The 20,448-nt window shown below is 71.3% G+C and carries 15 protein-coding genes and 2 pseudogenes; 10 read left to right on the forward strand and 7 right to left on the reverse strand.

Going from position 1 to position 20,448, the window contains the following annotated elements; genetic code table 11:
- Nucleotides 1-59: 59 nt before the first annotated feature.
- The 4 genes from ABZ956_RS26925 (at nucleotide 60) to ABZ956_RS26940 (ending at nucleotide 8,193) form a co-directional block, all read left to right on the forward strand.
- Entirely contained in the window at nucleotides 60-2,300 is a 2,241-nt protein-coding gene (locus tag ABZ956_RS26925) for an MMPL family transporter (protein ID WP_361898818.1), read from the forward strand.
- Between the two features lie 177 nt (nucleotides 2,301-2,477).
- Entirely contained in the window at nucleotides 2,478-3,650 is a 1,173-nt protein-coding gene (locus ABZ956_RS26930; RefSeq protein WP_361898821.1) for an Ig-like domain-containing protein, read from the forward strand.
- A gap of 109 nt (nucleotides 3,651-3,759) precedes the next feature.
- The gene (locus ABZ956_RS26935; protein WP_361898824.1) at nucleotides 3,760-6,141 is read left to right on the forward strand and encodes an NACHT domain-containing protein; all 2,382 of its coding nucleotides are present in this window, start codon (nucleotides 3,760-3,762) and stop codon (nucleotides 6,139-6,141) included.
- Between the two features lie 564 nt (nucleotides 6,142-6,705).
- Nucleotides 6,706-8,193: an amino acid permease gene (locus ABZ956_RS26940; RefSeq protein ID WP_361898827.1), complete on the forward strand. Its 1,488-nt coding sequence runs from the start codon at nucleotides 6,706-6,708 to the stop codon at nucleotides 8,191-8,193.
- A gap of 89 nt (nucleotides 8,194-8,282) precedes the next feature.
- On the opposite strand, the gene ABZ956_RS26945 is transcribed toward ABZ956_RS26940, so the two are convergent.
- Complete coding sequence (locus tag ABZ956_RS26945; RefSeq protein ID WP_361898830.1) at nucleotides 8,283-9,110, reverse strand: M55 family metallopeptidase; 828 nt, start codon at nucleotides 9,108-9,110, stop codon at nucleotides 8,283-8,285.
- Between the two features lie 324 nt (nucleotides 9,111-9,434).
- Here ABZ956_RS26945 and ABZ956_RS26950 point away from each other — a divergent pair.
- The 5 genes and pseudogenes from ABZ956_RS26950 to ABZ956_RS26970 form a co-directional block, all read left to right on the forward strand.
- A pseudogene (locus ABZ956_RS26950) lies at nucleotides 9,435-9,566 on the forward strand (short-chain dehydrogenase); the annotation flags it as partial.
- 195 nt (nucleotides 9,567-9,761) lie between these two features.
- Nucleotides 9,762-10,007 (forward strand): SUI1 family translation initiation factor, encoded by a 246-nt coding sequence (locus ABZ956_RS26955; protein ID WP_361898897.1) that lies wholly within the window; start codon nucleotides 9,762-9,764, stop codon nucleotides 10,005-10,007.
- A 387-nt stretch (nucleotides 10,008-10,394) separates the two neighbouring features.
- Nucleotides 10,395-10,664, forward strand: a complete 270-nt coding sequence (locus ABZ956_RS26960; protein WP_361898833.1) for a hypothetical protein — start codon at nucleotides 10,395-10,397, stop codon at nucleotides 10,662-10,664.
- Between the two features lie 553 nt (nucleotides 10,665-11,217).
- On the forward strand, nucleotides 11,218-12,084 hold the full coding sequence (locus ABZ956_RS26965; RefSeq protein WP_361898836.1) for a terpene synthase family protein: 867 nt from the start codon (nucleotides 11,218-11,220) through the stop codon (nucleotides 12,082-12,084).
- Between the two features lie 214 nt (nucleotides 12,085-12,298).
- Nucleotides 12,299-13,093 (forward strand): hypothetical protein, encoded by a 795-nt coding sequence (locus ABZ956_RS26970; RefSeq protein ID WP_361898839.1) that lies wholly within the window; start codon nucleotides 12,299-12,301, stop codon nucleotides 13,091-13,093.
- A gap of 30 nt (nucleotides 13,094-13,123) precedes the next feature.
- Here the strand turns inward: ABZ956_RS26970 and ABZ956_RS26975 are convergent, their stop codons facing one another.
- From ABZ956_RS26975 to ABZ956_RS27000, 6 genes are all read right to left on the reverse strand, one after another.
- The gene (locus ABZ956_RS26975) at nucleotides 13,124-14,050 is read right to left on the reverse strand and encodes an RNA polymerase sigma-70 factor (RefSeq protein ID WP_361898842.1); all 927 of its coding nucleotides are present in this window, start codon (nucleotides 14,048-14,050) and stop codon (nucleotides 13,124-13,126) included.
- A gap of 94 nt (nucleotides 14,051-14,144) precedes the next feature.
- Nucleotides 14,145-14,618 carry a carboxymuconolactone decarboxylase family protein gene (locus ABZ956_RS26980; RefSeq protein ID WP_361898845.1) on the reverse strand — a complete coding sequence of 158 codons (474 nt, stop codon included), beginning with the start codon at nucleotides 14,616-14,618 and terminating at the stop codon, nucleotides 14,145-14,147.
- Between the two features lie 121 nt (nucleotides 14,619-14,739).
- Complete coding sequence (locus ABZ956_RS26985; protein WP_361898848.1) at nucleotides 14,740-16,287, reverse strand: hypothetical protein; 1,548 nt, start codon at nucleotides 16,285-16,287, stop codon at nucleotides 14,740-14,742.
- Nucleotides 16,288-16,338: 51 nt separating this feature from the next.
- On the reverse strand, nucleotides 16,339-18,327 hold the full coding sequence (locus ABZ956_RS26990; protein ID WP_361898900.1) for a hypothetical protein: 1,989 nt from the start codon (nucleotides 18,325-18,327) through the stop codon (nucleotides 16,339-16,341).
- A 169-nt stretch (nucleotides 18,328-18,496) separates the two neighbouring features.
- Nucleotides 18,497-19,552 (reverse strand): hypothetical protein, encoded by a 1,056-nt coding sequence (locus ABZ956_RS26995; protein ID WP_361898851.1) that lies wholly within the window; start codon nucleotides 19,550-19,552, stop codon nucleotides 18,497-18,499.
- 377 nt (nucleotides 19,553-19,929) lie between these two features.
- Nucleotides 19,930-20,109, reverse strand: coding sequence for a hypothetical protein (locus ABZ956_RS27000; protein WP_361898915.1), 180 nt, complete (start codon nucleotides 20,107-20,109; stop codon nucleotides 19,930-19,932).
- Here ABZ956_RS27000 and ABZ956_RS27005 point away from each other — a divergent pair.
- Nucleotides 20,033-20,365 (forward strand): annotated as a pseudogene (locus tag ABZ956_RS27005) (phosphatase PAP2 family protein); the annotation flags it as partial. The gene ABZ956_RS27000 and the pseudogene ABZ956_RS27005 sit on opposite strands and share 77 nt — an antisense overlap.
- Nucleotides 20,366-20,448 lie beyond the last annotated feature (83 nt).

A 20,448-nucleotide genomic window follows, 5' to 3' on the forward strand; every position in this document is an offset into this window, starting at 1 on the left:
GTATTCCTATTCTATGAATGCGCGCGGCCCGGTCCCACCCTGCGAAGGACGCCCATGTGATGCTCCTCCATCAGCCACGCCGAAGGTTCTGGGCGAGTACGGCCTACGGAACGTCCCGCCGTGCCCTCGTCTCACTCCTCCTGCTGGTCCTGGTGGCCCTGGCGGCCGCCGTGGGCGGATACGGGGTCGGCGAGCGGCTGGCACCCGGCGGCTGGACCCCGGCCGACGCGCAGTCCACCCGGGCGGACGCCTTCCTCGCGGCCCGCTTCGGCGCCGGACAGCCGCACCTGCTGCTGCTCGCCACGGCCGAGCAGGACGTCGACGCCCCCGCCGCGGTCCGCGCCGGACAGGCGCTGACGAGCCGGCTCGCCGCCGACCCCCACGCCGCCTGGGTCCACGGCTACTGGCCACGGCACACCCCGGAGCTCCGCAGCCGCGACCGGCACAGTGCCCTGATCGCCGTGCGCTTCAGCGGCGACGAACGGGCCGTGCTGGCCGCCGGCAAGGCCGTCGCCGCACGCGAGACCGGCCGCGACGGACCGCTGAAGGTCTCCGTCGCCGGCGAGGCCGCGCTGTTCTCCGAGATGGAACGCCTGAGCACCGACGGCGCCATGGTCGCCGAGATCATTGTCGCGCCCCTGGTCCTGCTGATCCTGCTGTGGGTCTTCGGCAGCCTCGTCGCCGCGCTCCTGCCCGTGGCGGTGGGCGCCTTCGCCGTCGTCACCACCACCGCCCTGCTGCGGCTGCTGAGCGAGACGATGACGGTCTCGGTGTTCGTGCTGAACATCGCCACCGCCCTCGGCTTCGGCCTCGCCGTCGACTACTGCCTGCTGCTGGTCAGCCGCTACCGCGAGGAACTCGCCGACGGCGCCTCGCCCGTCAAGGCCGTCGAACGCGCGGTGCGCACCGCCGGGCGGGCCGTGGCGTTCTCCGCGACCACCATCGCGGCGGTCCTGGGCACGCTGATGGTCTTCCCGCTGACCCTCACCCGCTCCCTCGCCCTCGGCGGCGCCGCCGTCGCCCTGTGCTCGGCCGCCGGAGCGCTGCTCGTACTGCCCGCACTCCTGGTGCTGCTGGGCACACGCGTCAACTCCTGCGACATCTTCGCCCGCTGGCGGGGCGGCACGGGCCGGCCGGTGGCCGAGGGCCGCTGGTACCGCCTGGCGGTGTGGGTGACACGCCGGCCCGTGCTCGTCACCCTCGGCACCCTGCTGCTGCTCGGCCTGCTGGCCGCGCCCGGGGCCGGCGCTCGGTTCGGCATGTACGACGACCGCATCCTGCCCGACTCCTCGCCGGTGGCCCAGGCATCCCAGCGCCTGCGCACCGATTTCGCGTCGGACAGCGGCAGCGCGGCCACTGTCGTCCTCCCCGACGTTCACGTCGCACCCCCGGGGCCCGCCCTGCCGCCCGCCGCGCTCCCCGGCCCGAACCCGCTGCCCGCCTCCGCGTCCGGCGTGGACACCTACGCCACGCGGCTGTCCCGGCTGCCGGGCGTACGCCAGGTGCGGACCGCCACGGGCGTCTACCGCGACGGCCGGCGCACGGCGGCCGCCGGGCCCTGGGCGGCCGGCTTCACCGGACCGGCCGGGACCTGGCTGAGCGTCACCCCCACCACGGACTCCCCCCTCTCCCCGGACGGCCGCCGGCTGACGGAGCGCCTGCGCCAGGAGCCCGCCCCCGCCGCCGCCCTGGTCGGCGGCCCGGGCGCCCGGCTGACCGACACCGAGCACGCCCTCAGCGACCGGCTGCCGCTCGCCATGCTGCTGACCGTGGCCGCCACGCTCGTGCTGATGTTCGCCTACACCCGCAGCCTGCTCGTCCCCGTCAAGGCCGTCCTGCTCAACGCCCTCAGTCTGGCGGCCACGTTCGGCATCATCGTCGCCGTCTTCCAGCAGGGCTGCCTGGAGGCGGTGCTCGGGCCCATGAACGGCCCCGCCACCACCGACGTCATCATCCCCGCCGTGATGTTCTGCACGGCCTTCGGCCTCTCCATGGACTACGAGGTCTTCCTCCTCTCCCGCATCCTCGAGGAACACCGCCGGGGCACGCCCACCCCACTCGCCGTCGCCGTCGGTCTGCAGCGCACGGGGCGGCTGTTCACCTCCGCCGCGCTCGTCTTCGCCGTCGTCATGGCCTCGCTCGCCGCCTGCGACCTCGTGCTGCTCCAGCTCATCGGCTTCGGCCTCGCGGTGGCCGTCGCCCTCGACTGCACGCTGGTCCGCGCGCTGCTCGTGCCCGCGATCATGTCGCTGGCCGGGCGCGCCAACTGGTGGCCCGCGGGCCGCCGGACGTCCGCGTGAGGACGTCCTGAAACCTCCCAAGGGGCTTTCGGCCGTACAAATGTTTCTTTCGGCGTGCAACCGTACAAGCGTGCAGGTCATCTGTAGGGGTGTGGTGGGGGGCGTCGGAGCGTACCGGCGGCGGCAAGGCCGTGACCCGCCGCGTCACCGAAGAAACTGCGAGAAAGGTCGACTCACGTGCACGTCGCGGGCCGTCGCTCCGTCCTGTTGGCATCCGCCCTCATGGGCTCCTTCGTCCTCTCCGCCTGTTCGGGGGGCTCGGGCGGTTCGGGGTCCGGGACCGAGGCCAAGGTCACCGTCACCCCGGCCGCCGGCAAAGAGGTCGCGCTCGGCGCGCCGATATCGGTGAAGGCCGAGGACGGACGGCTCACCGCCGTCGAGGTCAAGGACGACAAGGGGCAGAAGGTCGGCGGACAGCTGGCCGGTGACGGTTCGTCGTGGACCTCGGACACCAAGGTCGGCCCCAAGACCACCTACACCGTGCGCACCACGGCCAAGGGCGGCAAGAACGGCAAGGGCAAGGAGTCCTCCACCTCGTCCACCTTCACCACCCAGCCGGCCCCGAAGGTCAACAAGCTCACCAACGCCCCCGGCAACGGCGAGACGGTGGGCACCGGCATGCCCGTGTCGATCCTCTTCGACCACAAGATAGACAAGAGCAAGCGCGCCGAGGTGGAGAAGGCCCTGAAGGTCACCTCCGAGCCGAAGGTGGAGGGCGCCTGGGGCTGGGTGACGGACTACTCGGGCCAGGACCGCATCGACTGGCGGCCGAAGACCTTCTGGCCCGCCGGCACCAAGGTGTCCGTCAAGGGCGATCTGACGGGCATCGACACCGGCGAGGGCGGCTGGTTCGCCAAGAACTACGCCTGGAACTTCACCATAGGCCCCGACCGCAAGGCCGTCATCGACGTCCCCGCCCACAAGCTGACGATGTATGAGAACGGCAACGCCGTCGGCCACATCATGGGATCCGCCGGCTCCCCGCAGGACCCCACCCGCGGCGGCATCCACACCGTGCGCGGCAAGAACGCCGCCGAGACGATGGACTCCGCGACCATCGGCTACGGCAACCAGTGGAAGCTGGACTCGAAGTGGGTGACCTACCTGACCGCCTCGGGCACCTTCCTGCACTCCGCGCCCTGGAACAACTCCATCGGCGTGGAGAACAACAGCCACGGCTGCTTCGGCATGACCACCGCCGACGCCAAGAAGATCTACGACTTCCTGCCCATCGGCGCCACCGTCGAGGTCAAGGGCACCTCCAGCACCAAGAAGACCGACGTCGGCAACGGCCTCGAGGTCTGGCAGGAGACCTGGGAGCAGTGGCAGAAGCGCACCGCCGTCAAGTGACGTCCGGGGGTGACGACCGCCCCGGCCCCTACGCCGTGACCGCTCGCAGGCCCTGATCGTTGGCCCCGTGCCGGGCGGCGGCGGCCCGGCGGGAACGGGGGGCCGGGGCATGCGGTGGAAATGGGTGCTGACGTGGGGGCTCTGTGCCGCCTTGGGCATCGCCCTGGCGCTGGCGTGGATCCTGCCGGCCGACCCCGAGGTCGCCGGGACCGCCAGCTCCGTCGCGGCAGCGGTGACCGGTCTCTTCGGCCTGTTGGCGGTGTGGGCCGGGCGCCCCGGCCGTACGCCCGCGGACCCCGCCCGGACCGAAGCCGCCGCGGACGCGCTGGCGGCCCTGGTCCGCCGGCAGTGGGAGGACGAGGCGGTGCTCCGCCAGCTCTTCGACCCGGCCCCGCTGCCCGTCCTGTGGTCGGACTGCCTCGCTCCGGGCCTGTCCGACCACCGCCCGCTGACCGGTGAGCCGATCTCGTGCCGCGCGGACGCGCCGCACGAGCTGACGGCGGCCCTGCGCGGGCTCCCGCGCCGCCGGCTGGTGGTGCTCGGGCCCGCCGGCTCGGGAAAGACGGCCTTCACGGTGCTGCTGACCCTCGCCCTGCTGCGCGACCGCACCGCCGGGGAACCCGTGCCGGTGCTGTTCTCCCTCGCCTCCTTCGACCCCTCGCGCGAGAGCGTCCACGGTTGGCTCCGGCGCCGGATCGCCGCCGACTACCCGGCGCTGGCCGATGCCCGTACCCACGGCGGCACCGTGATCGAGGGCCTGCTCGCCGACCGCCTGGTGCTCCCGGTCCTCGACGGCCTGGACGAGCTGCCCGCCTCCGCCCGGGCAGCCGCCCTCGCCTCCCTCAACGACACCCTCGACGCCCACGCACCCCTCGTGGTGACCTGCCGCAGCGCCGACTACGCCGCCGCGGTCGCCGAGGCGGGCGTCCTGGCCGGCGCCGCGGTCGTCGCCCCCGCACCCCTGCGCGCCGACGCCACCCTGGCCCTGCTGCGGCTGGCCACCCCGCCCGGGCCCGGCCAGGACCGCTGGGACGCCCTCGCCACGCACCTGTCCCGCCACCCCGACGGACCCGCCGCCCGGGCCCTGACGGGCCCGCTGGTCGTCGCCCTGGCCCGCGCCGTGTACGCCGACGGCGGGGGAGACCCCGCCGAGCTCGCGGACACCGCCCGCTTCCCCACGCCGGTGGCGATCGAGCACCACCTGCTGGACGCCCTCATCCCCACCCTCTACGCCCGCGCCCACCGCCGCGCACCCGCCGGGCGCCGCTGGGACCCCGTCCGCGCCCAGCGCTACCTGACCCACCTGGCGGCCGGACTGCGCCGGCAGGGGACGCACGACCTGGCGTGGTGGCAGCTCTACCGGTGGCTGCCCGCCCTCGGCCGGACCTGGGCACGTGCGGCGCTGTGGGCCGCCGGCGCCATCGCGCTGACGCTGCTGGCGTACGGAGCGCACCGGGCGGCCGTCGACGCCCCGGCGTGGACGACGGCCTACATCCTGTCCGCGGCCGGCGAGCAGGGCGTGGCGCTGTGGTGCATGCAGTGCGTCGCGGCGTGGGCCGCGACCGCACCCCGCATGGCCGGACGCCGGCTCGGCGCGGCCGCTCTCGTCGCGGTGAGCGGAGTGCTGGTCCACGACGTGGAGAGGGTGGCGCTCGGTACGTACCCGCTCTCCGGCGCCGGGGAGCTCGCCCGGCTCGTCGCCACCGACCTCAGCGTCCTGGGGCTGATCTACTTCACCGTGCTCTACGCCGCGGGGACACCGGTGCCGCCGCGCGCGCCGAGCCGGGGCAGCCTCACCGCGCCGCACTGGCGCCGCCGCCTGCCGCGCGCCGTCCTCGTCGTCGCCGGCGTCGCCCTCCTGACCGTCGCGGCCCTCAACGTCTACGTCGTCACCGGCCTCCTGCCCACGGCGAAGCCGCACGTGCGGTGGGGGACCTTCTGGGCGGCCGGGCTGACCATCGGCGCGCTCTTCGGAACCGTACTGGCCTGCGTGCGGTGGGTGACGGTGGGCACCGCGCCCCGTCACGACGTCGTCACCCCCGCCGAGTCCCTGCGGGCCGACCGGCTCATCGCCCTCGTCAACGGCGCGGCGGGGGCGGTGCTCATCACGCTGGCCGACGTCGCCGTCGTCACGCCGGGAGCACTCGCCGATCACCTCGAGGCGGCCTCCTATCTGTCCTGGCTCCTGCTCGCCGAGCTGCCGGTGGCCGGCGCCGCCGGCCTCGTTCTCGCCCTCACCGCCTTCGCCTGGCCCCACTACACCCTCGCCCGCCTCCTGCTCGCCGCCCGCGGGCGGCTGCCGTGGCGCCCGCAGGCGTTCCTCGCCGACGCGCACCGGCTCGGGGTGCTGCGCCAGGTCGGGCCCGTCCACCAGTTCCGGCACGCCTGCCTCCAGGAGCGCCTCGCCGGCCGGGCCCGGCTGCCGCACCCCCGTCGCCGCCCCACGCCCGCCGGACTGCCTTCGGGATCTTCCGGACACCCGTCGGAGTAGCTGTGGCGTATGTCACGCGGGAGTGAATGGGCGTTCACATCTTGTATCGGGCGCTGAATGCGGAGGAGTCCCTTCACCACTGGGCAGGACCCCCACATGCACGATGAACGAGGTAATACCCCACCCGCAGTCTGGCCCCTGACCAGCGCAGATCTAGCGTGAGCCCACCGGAAAATCAAATATCCGTAAACTCTTGACGACGCCCTTACGCGCCTCACACCATTCACGGCATGGACTTGTCCGACAGGCGACCGCGCTTAGCCCACGGCTGACCGCACCCCCCGCTCCGCATCCCGGCCGGCCAGGCTTTCGGGACCTGGCCTCCCCCAAGGCCGTCGAAGGGATACGGAGCCCGCCGGTTCACCGGTCCACCTTCCCGAAACCATCCCGGGCACAGGCGTCGCCAGCCCGCCCGGGTACCGGGTCCTCGTCGACGATCCCCCCACGCCTCAGGGCAGCCGCTCACGCATGCCGTGAGCCCGTCCGCCTGCGCGCGGGGAGATCTCCCGCAACACCGTCGTGCGGCCCGGTCCTGCACCCCCTCCAAAGAAGGCGAAGACATACATGAGTGACCGCACCCTTACTGCGGCCGACACCGAGCCCGGCGTAACCGCCCCGGCGTCGACGTCACAGCACGTCGACGCGGGTGACGCGGGCTACAGCAAGGACCTCAAGTCCCGCCACGTCAACATGATCGCCATCGGTGGAGCGATCGGAACCGGACTCTTCCTCGGCGCCGGTGGGCGCCTCGCGAACGCCGGTCCCTCCCTCTTCATCGCCTACGCGGTCTGCGGAATCTTCGCCTTCTTCGTGGTCAGGGCGCTCGGTGAGCTGGTGCTCTACCGCCCCTCCTCCGGCGCGTTCGTCTCGTACGCCCGTGAGTTCATGGGCGAGAAGGGTGCCTTCACCGCCGGCTGGCTCTACTTCCTGAACTGGGCCACCACCGGTATCGCCGACATCACGGCGGTCGCCACCTATACCCACTACTGGGGAATGTTCAGCGACATCCCGCAGTGGGTGCTCGCGCTGATCGCCCTCGCGGTCGTGCTCGCCGTGAACCTGATCTCGGTGAAGTACTTCGGCGAGATGGAGTTCTGGTTCGCGATCATCAAGGTCGGCGCACTCGTCCTCTTCATGTTCATCGGCATCTTCCTGCTGGTCACCCAGCACGACGTCGGCGGCTCCACCCCGGGTCTGTCGAACATCATGGACAACGGCGGCGTCTTCCCGACCGGCGTGATGCCGATGCTGCTGGTCATCCAGGGTGTCGTCTTCGCCTACGCCTCGGTCGAGCTGTGCGGTGTCGCCGCGGGTGAGACCAAGAACCCCGAGAAGATCATGCCGAAGGCGATCAACTCGATCATGTGGCGTGTGGGTCTCTTCTACGTCGGCTCGGTCATCCTGCTCGCGCTGCTGCTGCCGTACACCGCCTTCACCGGCGACCAGAGCCCCTTCGTCACCGTCCTGTCCAAGATCGGTGTGCCGTACGCGGCCGGCGTGATGAACCTCGTCGTCCTCACCGCGGCGCTCTCGAGCCTGAACTCCGGCCTCTACTCCACCGGCCGCATCCTGCGCTCGATGGCCATGTCGGGCTCCGCGCCCGGCTTCACCGGCCGCATGAACAAGGGCCAGGTGCCCTACGGCGGCATCCTGCTCACCGCCTTCTTCTGTGTGCTGGGTGTGGGCCTGAACTTCGTGGTCCCGGCCGACGCCTTCGAGATCGTGCTGAACTTCGCCGCGATCGGCATCATCGGCACCTGGGGCATGATCATGGTCTGCTCGCTCCTCTTCTGGAAGCGCTCGCAGGACGGCCGCGTCACCCGCCCCGGCTACCGCCTCCCCTGGGCCCCGTACACCCAGATCATCACCCTGGTCTTCCTGGCCGGCGTGCTGGGCCTGATGGCGGCCGACGAGGGCGCGAGCCGCACCACCGTCCTGTGCCTGCCGATCATCGTGGCAGCGCTCGTCGGCGGCTGGTTCCTGGTGCGCGGCAAGGTCGCCCGCATGAAGCAGGAGACCGAGCTGCAGCAGGCCGGGGACGCCCAGAAGTAACCCCGCCCGTCAGCTAGCCCAGCGAAGGCGCCCACCCCGGCACGTCGGGGGTGGGCGCCTTCGCCGTTGCGTCGACGCGCACCCCATGCCTAGCCGGGCTTGATGCCGGCGAGCTGTACGAGCAGCAGCACGAGCCGGTAGGCGTCGGCGAAGTCGGCGGCCGTGAACGTGACCGTGCGGGCGCCCTCGGCGCGTGAGACGCCCGGTACGAGTGTTGCCAGGTCGACCGTCGCCGGGCTGTAGAGGTCGACCTCGACATCAAGCGGCCCGGCGAGGGTCAGCGGCGAGATCCGTGCACGCCGCGTGATGGCTTCGGCGGCCGCCAGGCGCAGGCGCTCCCTGGCTTCCTCGGGGTGCAAGGCGATGGCGGCGGCCTGGCCGAGCGCTTGTTTGACCGCGACCGTGACCGCCGACGGGACCAGCTCACACAGTTCGGCGCAGGCGCTGTCGTCGCCACTGAGCAGCACGACCGGTACGCCCAGGTGCCCGGCCATGGCGGCGTTGAGACCGATCTCGCCCAGGGAACGTCCGGCCACGCGCACGTCGAGGATGCCGTCGCTCATGGTGTGCGCCAGCGCTGCCGGGCCGCCACCGGCGCGGGCGTGGTAGCCGATCAACATCACCGCGTCGGTGTCGTCGTCGAGCCCACCGAGCATGCCGAGAGGACGGGGCTTGCCACGCACCAGATGAGCCCGTCGGTCGAGTGCCTCCGGCAGCAGGTTACGGAAAGACCCGTGCGCGTCGGCGACCCACACCACAGCTGCGGCTTCGGCGTCCAGGACGCCGGCTATCACGGCGTTCGCTTCGGCCGTCATCAACGCCCGCCCGCGCTCGTAGTCGTGGCCACCCGGATTCGTCTCGGTGGGATGCACTAACCCCGAGATGCCTTCCATGTCCACAGAGATCAGTACCTTCATGGTCCAGGGAGTCCAGGGCCGTACCCACCACTGACTGTCCATCAACGGATACCCGGCGCGGTGCGGAGCCGTCCGGCTGTGGTGTGGCCGCATCGCCGAGCGCGGCCTGCTGATTCAGTCCGCCGCCTACATCGCAGCACGGGCCGGTGACACGGCCGGGATGGGGGAACTGACGACCCCTCTGCCGCACTCGCCGCAGCCCGGCAAGTGGCCCCCGCAAGCCTGCCCAGCACCGAGCGCCTGGCCCGCTACTACACCGGGATCGCTGCGGCCTCCGACCGGTGGGGCTGCCCGGGGCGGATGCATCCGCGCCCTGCTGACCGCCCGAACTCTCCGTTCGCCACCGGCAGGGGCGGTGCGGCCGCCTACCGGTCGTCGACGGCCGCTCTCAACGCCCTCACCCTCCTGTACGCCCAGACGCTGGCCGAGAAGGGATTCAAGGTCAACGCGCTTGCCGCAGAGGTTCCGCTTGATGCGCCCAAGCTGGTGTCCAGGTTTGGGGAACCGTGGGCACGGGGATTGTCGCGTGAACAGCTGATTGCTGTTTTCCTACCAAGGGAGCCTGAAACTGTGTCAGCTAGTGACTTCAAGAGCGGCGACTCACCCCTGGAATCCGGCGAACAGGGGGCCGCGGCGGAAAGGGTCTTCCACGTGCGAATCCTGCAACGGGGCGGCAGGAAAACCCTGACTACTCTTGAAGGGCTGCCTCGTGGCGTTGATCCGCAAAAGATGCTCAAGCTCCTCAAAAAGCAATTCGACTGCAACGGAACCATCGTGGAGACGGCAGAGGGTGAGCAGGTCGTCCAGTTGCAGGGAGATCATCGTGAAAAGCTCGGGGAGTTCCTGATCGAGGGTGGCTTCGCGAAGAAGGGTGAAGTTAAGGTGCACGGCACCTGAGTGCCCCGAGATCAACCTGTGCCTCCGGCGGGTCCTCCGCCGACGTCGGCCGTCGTGCCAGTGCAGTCCTGGCAGGCTCGCCGGGCTCTGGAGCCGGGTGGACCGGCTTGCGGGCTCTCCTGGTAGCCAGGAGCCGTTGTTGCTCCAGAGACCGGTCAGCGCTGGGAGGCCGGCAGGGGCCGGGCGGTGGGGACGTGCGCGACTGCCGGCAGAGAACACCGCGTACGGGGGCATGTGGGGGAGCGTGTGGGTGACGGTGTGGCGTGGCACGCAACAGTGCGCCGGCTGCCGGGCGTTCGCCTGATCACGGTACGGATAGACATCTTCCGGATCTCCGGTGGGAGTTACACCACTGGCCGCCCGGGATCCCGTCACCAGGCGCCCGCCGTGGTGACGCTCTTCCACCGGGAAGGCTCAGCCATGAACAGGTTCCACCGCGCCTTAGGCATGCTCGCGGCGACCATTCTGCTCAGCGGCGCAGGCGCCGTGCTCGCCTCGCCTGCGCATGCCGACAGCGCCGACGATGGTCCGCAGGTGCTGGTCAGCGCCCAGCAGTGTGTCAACACCGGTGGGCGCATCCGACAGATCTTCTGGGTTCCCCCGATGTACATGTGCGTCGGTGGCCCGCACAACGGAGAGGCCATCACCAGCTGGTGATGGCCTCTCCGCCACCAGCCGGCACCCCGCGAAGAGCCTCCCCGGTGCACTGTCACCGAAGTCGATGACCCGCGGGCCCCGGGAACGCAGAAGATTCCGGGGCCCGCGCAGGACACTCGGTGGTGGACCAGAACCTGCTGAGGAGGGCCTTCAGCCGCCTCGCATCTCCACCACCCGCCCGCATTCCACCGCTCCTCGCGCTGGCTATGCACCGCCACGACGACGCGGGGACGTGGCGGTACACCGGATTAGCGCGTTCGCAGTGGTGACTTTCAGAATTCAATACCCAGATACGGAACCAGGGGGTTCTCGTATGAACGTCAGTCAGGTCAGACTGCCTCCTGGAACGCAATACTACCTTCCTGATATCCAGACGAGGCTCCCGGTCAAGGCGCACCCTCGGGCAGACGAAATCTGCCGAGAAGCAACCAGCAAGTCCCGTCCGGCTCTTCTGAAGTACTGGAGGGGGAACGCGGACGAGCTTAACCGCCATCTGAACCATCGCGTTGACTATTGGGCGTGCTTGTGTCATCCAGACGCTCTGGAGGGCCGAATGCAGACGCTGGCCAATCACATGTGGACCAGTGATCTCATGGATGCCACATATACCTTCTATGCTCTCTCGTCCCGGGTCGAGGGCATCGATAAATTTCGGCAGCAGCTCAGCGCCGCCCTTCAGGGCCTACCCCCCGCTCCCTTCGAAGCGTCCGATGCCCCCGCCGTCCCCGATGCCCCAGATGTGGCCATGGTTCGTTCGGCCTTCCAGGGAACCCTCGAGCCCGTACTGGCTCTCATGCCCGAAGGGTTGAGGGAGCGCTACATCGCTATCAACGAACGGACGCTGGCAGCGGGCGTCGAGGAGGTGAAGGCTGAAGCCCAGGGGAGAGTCTTGGACGTAGAAAGCTACCTTCGCCTACGCCCGGTCGCGGTATACGGCTACTGGATGGGAGCGCATACTGAATTTACCTTGGGGATCGACCTGACCGAGGATCTCTCCACCCACCCCGAACTCGCCAGCCTCGTCGATAACGTTGCCCTCTCCCTCGCCCTGGTGAATGATCTTTTCTCCTTCCGCAAGGAATACTATGAGGGAGAGATGCTGAGCTGCGTATGGGTTTTCCACGTCAAGGAGGGACTATCGCTGCAGGGGGCCGTCGACAAGACGTGCGATCTCATCAACCAGAACGAGAGCGAGTTCATCGCCAAGCGCGACAGAATCCTTGCCGGTGAGCTGGGAAAGCGGGGCGACATTCGGGCCTATCTCGCAGGTTTGGGATACTCGATGAGTGGAAACCTGCATTACCACCGTTCGTGCCCCCGGTATCACGGACTAGACCACGACTGGAGCACTCAGATCGTCAGTGGCCTCGTCACCCTGGACCGTGACAGGACCACCGTCGACCCGGCTGCCCGGCGCTGAGCAAGCCGTGTTTGGTGTGCACGACACTGATCACACCGGTCAGCGTATGCGCGCACCCACCTGCGCACCCCCGCCGTCTCCGCCTGCCTAGGCGTGGGCGACCTCGCCGGCAGGCTCCTTGTCGCCGTCAGTGGTTCGGTGAGTGTGTGAAGCTTTGGTGGTTCCCCCGCCGCACGCGGAAGCCGGCGTCGACCATGCGTGTGTGCTCGCACCGTTGCCCGCTTCCTTATCGGCGGATCCGTCCGCCCTCCGCGACGCGCTGACGCTCTACTCGAACTTCGCGGCCATCCTGGCGGGCTTCGCCTTCACCGCCGTGATCGTCATTCCGTCCCTGCCGAGGGACCGGCAAGGCGGCCCCGACGAGCGGGAGATCGAAGAAGTCCTCACCGTCGGAATCTCCTCCTTCTTCTCGCTCAGCATCACCGCCGTTGCGTACGGCTCGGTGGTCGCGGCGTCCGGCGATGCCTACAAGGCCCTGCTGGGCGGTCTCCTGTCCGGCACAGCGCTCGCCCTTTCCGCCTTGCTGCTCACCCTCTTCATCGTCCTGCTGCTCGAATCGCTCTTCTCCGCCAGTTCTCTGGCCACGTACGCACGCCGCATGCTGAGCCAGTTCTTTCCCCTGATCGCCTTCGTCAATCTGCAAGGTCCCATGGAGGAGTACCTGCACGTCACGTTCCCCGGACACACGCCCGTTCTTGTCAGGGTGGTCCTGAGCGTCTTCTTGGCCCTGCTCGTGGCCTGGGGCGCCGCAGGCTTCTTCGTGCACCGCTGGCCTGCGGTCGGGGTCCGTCTTTCCGTGCCCAGGTCCGGCGTCCGGTGGCTGTCCGGCGCCACCTTCTGTGCCTGCACGGCGGCAACGGCCGCCGCCGCCATGTACACCAATCACGACCGGCACGGATCGGCCCCACCGGTCGGGGTCATGATGGCCATCATGACCCTGGCGTTCCTCGGTTTCCTCTGCTTCGGGGTCTGCACGTTCTTCCTCCGACCCGCGCCACGGCAGCCTTAGGCCAGGGCTCGGCCTGCGTCATGGCCGGGGTCAGGTGGTCACCTGGCGGCGGGTCCGCTTCACCTCGCGGTCTACGGCCCAGGCGTCGCCGACCGGCCCGATGTGGCCGAGCTTGTCGGGATTGCTCACCCCGCGAATGTTCTGGATCCGGCCGTCGAGCACCTCCAGGACCAGGATCTGGAGCACCTTGCCGTCCCGGTCGCGGAGGATCGCGCCGGGCTGGCCGTTGATCTCGTGCGGTTCGAGTGTCACGTCGATCCGGATCAGCCAGGGGAAGGCCGTGCCCAGCAGCCGGGCCACGTTCTGCGCGCCCATGATGGTCCTGGCCAGCTGTGGGGCCTTGCCGCCGCCGTCCCCGACCAGCTGTACGTCGGCGGCCAGCAGCTCCTGCAGCCCGCCCACGTCGCCGTTCTTCAGCGCGTCGAAGAACCGCGTCGCCAGTTCCCGCCGCTCCTGACGGTCCGCCGCGAACCGTGGCCGCCCGGCGTCCATGTGCCGGCGCGCCCGTACCAGCAGCTGCCGGCAGGCCGCCTCCGAGCGCTCCACCGCCGTGGCGATCTCGTCGAACCCGAAGGCGAACACCTCCCGCAGCAAGAACACCGCCCGCTCCAGCGGGCTGAGCCGCTCCAGCAGGAGCAGCGCCGCCATCGACACCGAATCGGCCAGCTCCACCGCCCGCGCCGGGTCCTGGTACGGATCGCTCAGCAGCGGCTCGGGAAACCACGGCCCGACGTACTCCTCCCGGCGCACCCGGGCGGAACGCAGCACATCGATGGAGATCCGGGTCACGGTCGTCGACAGAAACGCCTTGGTCGACGTGGGCAGCGTCGCCGAGCCGTCGAAGCGCAGCCACGTCTCCTGCACCGCGTCCTCGGCCTCGCTCACGCTGCCCAGGATCCGGTAGGCGATCGAGAACAGCAGCGGCCGCAGCTCCTCGAAGTCCTCGACCTTGCTCACGCCGACTTCCCTCCTCACTCCCGCCACCGGCGGCCCGGATCCCGGAGCCCGGAGGCCGACGGCCGGCCCCCGAGCCTGTTGCTGCCGATGTCGTTCAGTGGAACTGCCCGGGGACGTAGTCGCCGGCCGGCTGCTGGGCGATGATATTCATCCGGTTCGCCATGTTCATGAACGAGATGAGGACCGTCAGGGCGGTGAGCTGCTCCTCGTCGTAGTGCCGGGCGGCACGGGCCCACACCTCGTCGCTGACCCCACCGGCCGCGTCCGCGACCCGGGTTCCCTCCTCCGCCAGCTCCAGCGCGGCCCGCTCGGCCTCGGTGAAGACCGTGGCCTCCCGCCACGCCGCCACCAGGTGCAGCCGCACCGGGGTCTCGCCGGCAGCGACGGCATCCTTGGTGTGCATGTCGATGCAGAAGGCGCAGCCGTTGATCTGGCTCACGCGCAGCGCCACCAGCTCCTGCGTCGCGGCCGGCAGCGGCGACTCCTTGACCACCTGGCCCGCCGCCCGAAGGTGCTTGAGGACCTTGCCGACGGCCGGGCTGGCGAAGTAGTTCAGTCGTGCGTCCATGGTGTGCTCCTCCGTGGTCGTCAGTGGCTACACACCTGGGACGAGGCAGCCCCATCCCCTGTGACATGGACGGATGTGACCTGCGTCTCCCCGGCCGCCCGCACCGCGTCGCGGCACCCCGTCAGGGAGTGCGGTAGGGCGGCGGCGGGGTGCCGCCCGCCGCCGGCACCTGGATCATCGGCACCGGTTTGTTGTGCGGCCAGCCGGCGGAGGCGTCGTCGAAGCTCAGCTCGCCACCGGCGGCGGGCACCCGGCCGGCGTCGTGGAGATTGGTGATCTGGTTGAACACGTCCTGCACGTCCGGGTTCTCACGGCCCGTCTGGGCCGTGACGATCCGCGTCGCCCAGACGGCCGTCAGCACCGCGTCGTGATGCATGATGGCGTAGCCGTCGCTCAGCGCGGAGTCGGGGAACTTGAGGTCCTGGAAGCTCTGGTAGAAGGGCTTGAACCCGCTCGGTGCGTGGACGCCCTTGATCCATCGCTCGGAGTCGGTCGCGGACGCCTCGAGGATGGTGATCCTGTTGTCCTTGAGCAGCCCCATCACCTCGTCCGCCTGCTGCACGGCCCCCGTCGAGCCCGCGGCGATCGTGATCGGCTTGTCGTGCCCGCACTGGCCGCGCGTGGACAGCGCCCGTACGAGATCGGCCAGGTCACGGCCGCGTCCGGCGTAGAAGACCAGCTCGGACTTGGTCAGGCAGATGTTGTTGACGGCGTTGAAGAAGAGCTTGGGCACCCCTTCGTGCTTCCGGCCGGCGGCTCCGACGAAGGAGACCCGCCGCTTGTCGATGTAGTCGGCGAACACCTCGTCGTACGCCTTGCGCATGGTCTGTACGAAGTTGTCGTCCCTGCTGTCGAACACCAGGTATCCGCGGCGCTGTTCGGCGGGCAGCTTGTCCAGGTGCTGCCTGAGCGCCCTGGCGTAGTCGGTGTTGGACGGCGAGACCTTGAACAGGCGCTCGGCGTCGAGGTTGGTGGCGGTCAGGACGGCGCCGATGGCCGGGATCTTCCGCTTGCTGAGCTCGACCGCGGCGTCCTGGGTCTCGGGAATGCTCACCCCCAGCCCGGCCACCGCCACCAGCGGATGTCTGCCCTTGGTCAGACCGGCCAACTGCTCGACCACCGGCCGCCAGTGGGCCTGGTTCCTGCCCTCGCTGGCCAGGATCAGCTGGACCTGGGGCCGCTTGCCGTGGATGCCGGTGGAGGCCGCCGCCGACAGCCCCGGACAGCCGTTGGCGCGGCACTGCGCGGTGTAGGCGCCCTCCAGGCTGGTCCTGATCTCCTCGATGGGCAGGGCGCTGCTGTCGCTCGTGGTCATCGGCGTCAGCAGGGCGACCTTGACGTACGGGACCCGGCTGCGGCCGCTGCCCGGCTTCTCCCACTGGTCGCGGACCCGCCGGTTCTCCTTGGCGATCCGCTCCGTGATGTCCCTGAGCTGCGGGTCGAAGGAGTACGCGGTCTCGTTCATGACGCCGACGCACTCCCGCTCCGCCCCCGACCCCCGCCACACCAGGTCCGGCGTCCCCGGCGAGCACGTGTCCTTCTGCGCCGACGGCCGCAACAGCCACCAGGCGCCCCCGGCCAGGAGGGCGAGGACGAGGACGAGCGCACCGAGGCCCGCCCACCCCCTCCACCACGGGCGCAGTTCGTCGGGACCGGGGTTCACAGGCATGATCTCGGCTCCTTGCCGGCCGGAGGCGTCGCCCCAGGCGTCGGATGCGGGTCACATGTACTTCGCGGCCTCGTGCCTGAGCCCCACCCGCGGGGGAACGGAGCGCATGGCCAGATCCTGGAACATCGAACTGATCGTGAGGTTGAGCTCGGGCCGCGCCCCCGGCAGCCGGTTGCGCGGGTCGGCCGCCAGCCACAGCGCGGCCACCAGCACGGTCAGGGCCCGGTGTCGCGCGAACGAGCGCGGCGCCAGCTCCTCGGCGAGCTGGTCCGCCCGCAGGGTCGCCGACACCTCCGGCACGACCGGCTCCCGCAGGGGTGCGGCGGTGACCGCGTACAGCTCGTACAGCCAGGCGTCGGTGTCGGGCGTCTCCAGCAGGCCGGCGCCGAGGTGATCGGTGACGTCGTCCAGCCGCCCCAGGGCGAGGGCGTGGTAGTGCGCGTCGATCGGATGGCCCCGCAGCAGGTGCCAGTCCCGCAGCCGTCCGTGCACCTCCTCCCACTGCCGCGGCGAGCGGGCCAGTTCGCGGCACAGCAGCAGGCGCAGCCACGGATGCAGGACCGGCCTGCCGGGCAGCGGCCGCGGGTGGGAGCGCTCCAGATAGCCCGAGCCGCGCCCGCCGCGCACCTCCGCGTCCTGGGGGACGGGATCCACCAGCCACAGCCGGGTGCCCATGTCGCGGGCCAGGGTGTTGCGGGTGTGGATGGAGAAGGTGTCCAGGAGCCCGGAGTCGCACGCCGAGTCGAACTCGCGGGCCGCGCCGCACGTCACGAGCGCCGCCCGCTGATTGTCCGTCAGATCCTGGAGCAGGTGCTCCAGCACGGCGCTGCCGAGCGACATCTCCGCGGGCGCCTCGTCGCTCCCCGGCGCGGGCTCCGACAACAGGCCGCGCAGCAGCATCTCGGGATCCCCGCGCCCCACCCCGCGCCCCGCCGCCTCGAGCAACCGGTGCGCGCTCCACGGATGTCCGCGCGTGAGGTGGTGGACCAGCGGGGGCGCCTCCGGCAGGCGCGCGGCCACCTGGGCACCGAGCTGGGCGACCTCGCCGGCGGTCAGGTCGCGCAGCCGCACGCAGTACCAGCGCCAGGACGCGTCCGGCGGCGGTTGCGGAATGGCCTGCTCCCAGTCGGCGTACGAGGCTCGCTCGGGCGAGTGGATGGCCACCCCGGCCGGGCCGCGCGCGAACGGCCCCGGCACCTTCCCGGCGTCGGAGGCGGTGGCGACGGCCAGCAGCGGGTCGGGCGCGGTGGCGGCGTCCCGCAGCTGGATCAGCAGGTCCAGGAAGCCCCGGCCGCCGGCCGCGTCGATGTTGTCCAGCAGCACCACGCAGTTGCGGTCGCGCCGCCGCCGGGCGTACTCGCCCCGCAGATCCGCCAGGAACGCCGCGCACAGCCGCCGGTCCACCGCGGCCCGGTCGGCCTCGGCCTGGGACTTGCTGAGCTGGTTGAGGGCGACGAGTTCGTGCAGCGGTGTGTGCGGTCCTGCGTACCAGGCGAGCCCGGTGCGCCGGGCCAGGCCGAGCGGCAGCCGCGGCGGATGGCGGATCAGGCCGGCCAGCAACCCGACGCCGGGTATCTGGATCAGGTTCAGGTCCTGCAGCAGCCCCGCCACGTCGGCGGCGCGGTCCGCCACCGCCGTGCGGTCGTGCGCGTCCTGCAGCGCGCGGCGCAGTTGCTGGCCGGCCTTGCGGGAGTCGTTCGCGTCGAGGGAGAGGCCGGGGTCCACCACGACCAGGCCGAGGGTGAGCCGGGGGAAGAGGAGCGCGGGCTGGCGCGCGAAGCGGTGCGAGAGCCCGTAGGCCAGCCGGCCGGCGACCTCGTGGGGCCGCCGTGGCGCGGCCGAGCCGAAGTCGTAGAAGGCGTGCGGCCGGTGCGAGCCCAGATAGCCCAGCCACTCCAGGGCCGCGGTCTTGCCGCTGCCCGGCCCGCCGGCCAGCACCAGGACGGGCAGCCCGTGTTCGCCCTCCGCGCGCGCGTCCTGCACCCGGCCGCGGCAGTCCTGGTACAGCGCTTCGATCCCCTGGATCCCCAACGGCCGCATCGGTGGTTCCGGCAAGCCCCTCAGCCCCCTCGACCGGCCCGTACCCCCGTCGAACCGGTCACAGAATGCTGCCACGCGGGTGCGGCGCGCGCGACCGGTAGGACGAGATCCGCCGCCCGGCACGTGTCCCGGCACTCCGCGGGGGCCCGGGCGCCGGCCCGAGTGGGGGTCAGCGGCAGCGCCAGACCGTGGGCTCACCCCTGCCGGCGTCGTCGGAGGTGCGGCTCCAGCCGGCCACGGAACCGTCGTCCGCCGAGACGTTCACCCCCAGGCTCCCCTTCAACGTGGCGACGAGGCGGGTGAGTTGCCACACCCCGTTGGCCAGGTCGGGGAGCGAGCCCGTGACCTGCCCGGAGCGGTTGACCGAGCCGGCGCGCCAGCTCGTGCCGAGCCGCAAGGGGGTGCCGTTCTGCTCCCACAGCACGCCGATGCCCTCGGCGTCGCCCGGGGTGGCGCGCCCCGCGACCCGGCCGTTGGAGATCGCGGCGCCCTCGACCCTGTCCATGCCGGCCGGCGGCGTCAGCGTACGGGCGGTCCCGGCCCGCCACAGGCGCAGCGACGTGGCGGTGAACGCGTCGGTCCGCTTCGGGTAGTGCTCGATCAGGACGGTGCCGTCCTGGTCGATGCCCTTCGCCTTGGTCTGGCCGGTGGTGGGCAGGCCGGCGGAGAGCTTGACGACGGTGCCGGGCGCGGAGGCGGGCCAGAGCACCGCCGTGTGCACGGTGTAGCTCATGACGTCCTCCTGGAAGTGGGTGCCGACGTGCCCCACGATGTCGCCGTTGTCGTTGATCCCGGTCGCCCACGACTCCTGGGCGCCCGCCGGTTCCGGCAGCGCCTCCAGTTTGCCGTCGCGGGAGCGGAACGCGTGGTCCCCGGCCGTGAGCGTCTGCGCGTGACCGACGACCGTGCCGCCCCGGTTCACCCCCGCCACCGACGGGTCGGTCATGCCCGGCGGATCGGCGTAGACGGTGACCTGGCCGTCGCGCCACCGCAGGGCGTGGTGGGAGGAGGAACCCCACGGGCCCCAGACGTCGCCGTCGCCGGCGAATCCGCCCTGGCTGTCGGCCGCGGTGACGGCGGCGCTGTCGATGCCCGCCGGCCGCGGCAGCAGGGTGGGGGTCCAGGCGCAGGCCGCCGGGGCGGCGGCCGCGGCGGGCGGGATCAGTGCGGGCGTCGTCGCGAGGGCCAGGGCCGCGACGACCGCGCCGAGTCCGGAGGACCGCATGCGAGCTTCTCCTTCGTTGGGGGGCGTGGGGGAGTGCATCGGGCAGTGCATCGGGGAGTAGGCGGGGCGACGCCCACCGTGGCAAGGGGCGCTGACAGCGGTCTGACACCCGGCTGACCGTCCGCCGTCAACCCCGACGTTCGTCAGGGGTGCGGGTTGCCGTTCGACCCGGGTGCTGGACCGGGCAGCGTCCGTAGGTTCGGCGGCATGGAACACGGAACACAACGAGAAGGTGACCGCCGCCCGGGGGCCCGGCGGCCGGCGGCCGCGGCCGGCGTGCTCGCGGCGGCCGCCGGCGTGCTGGTGTGGGCGGCGCCGGGCGGTACGGGCGGCGGGGCGGAGGCGGTGCGGGTCACCGCCGGGACGTCGGCGTCCGTCTACCGGTCGGTGGCCCAGGGCGCCGCGGACGCACCGGGCTGGGCGGGGTCGCTGATGGGCCTGGCCACCGACGGCACGCTGGTGGTGCTCGGACTGCTGCTGATGTGGACGGCCTGGACCGGGTGGCGCCACCGCGACCCGGCCACGCTCGCCGGCGTGCTGACGGCGGGCGCGGGCACGGTGGTCGCCTACGCCGTCAGCGAGGCATTGAAGGTGGCGGTCGACGAGGAGCGCCCCTGCCGGGCTCTGGGGGGCGTCACCGCGCTCGAGCCGTGCCCGGAGGTGGGGGACTGGTCCTTCCCCAGCAACCACGCCACCCTCGCCGCCGCGCTGGCCGTGGGCCTGGCCGTCCTGCGGCCCCGGCTCGCCGCCGTGACCCTGCCGCTGGCCGGGCTCGCCGCGCTGCTGCGCGTGGCGGTGGGCGTGCACTACCCGCACGACGTGCTGGCCGGTGCCGTGCTGGGCGGGGCGGTGGCGGCCGCCGCGATGCTGGTGCTGCCGCCGTTCGCCGTCAGGCT

The organism is Streptomyces sp. NPDC046261 (assembly GCF_040646235.1).
Classification (GTDB): Bacteria; Actinomycetota; Actinomycetes; order Streptomycetales; family Streptomycetaceae; genus Streptomyces.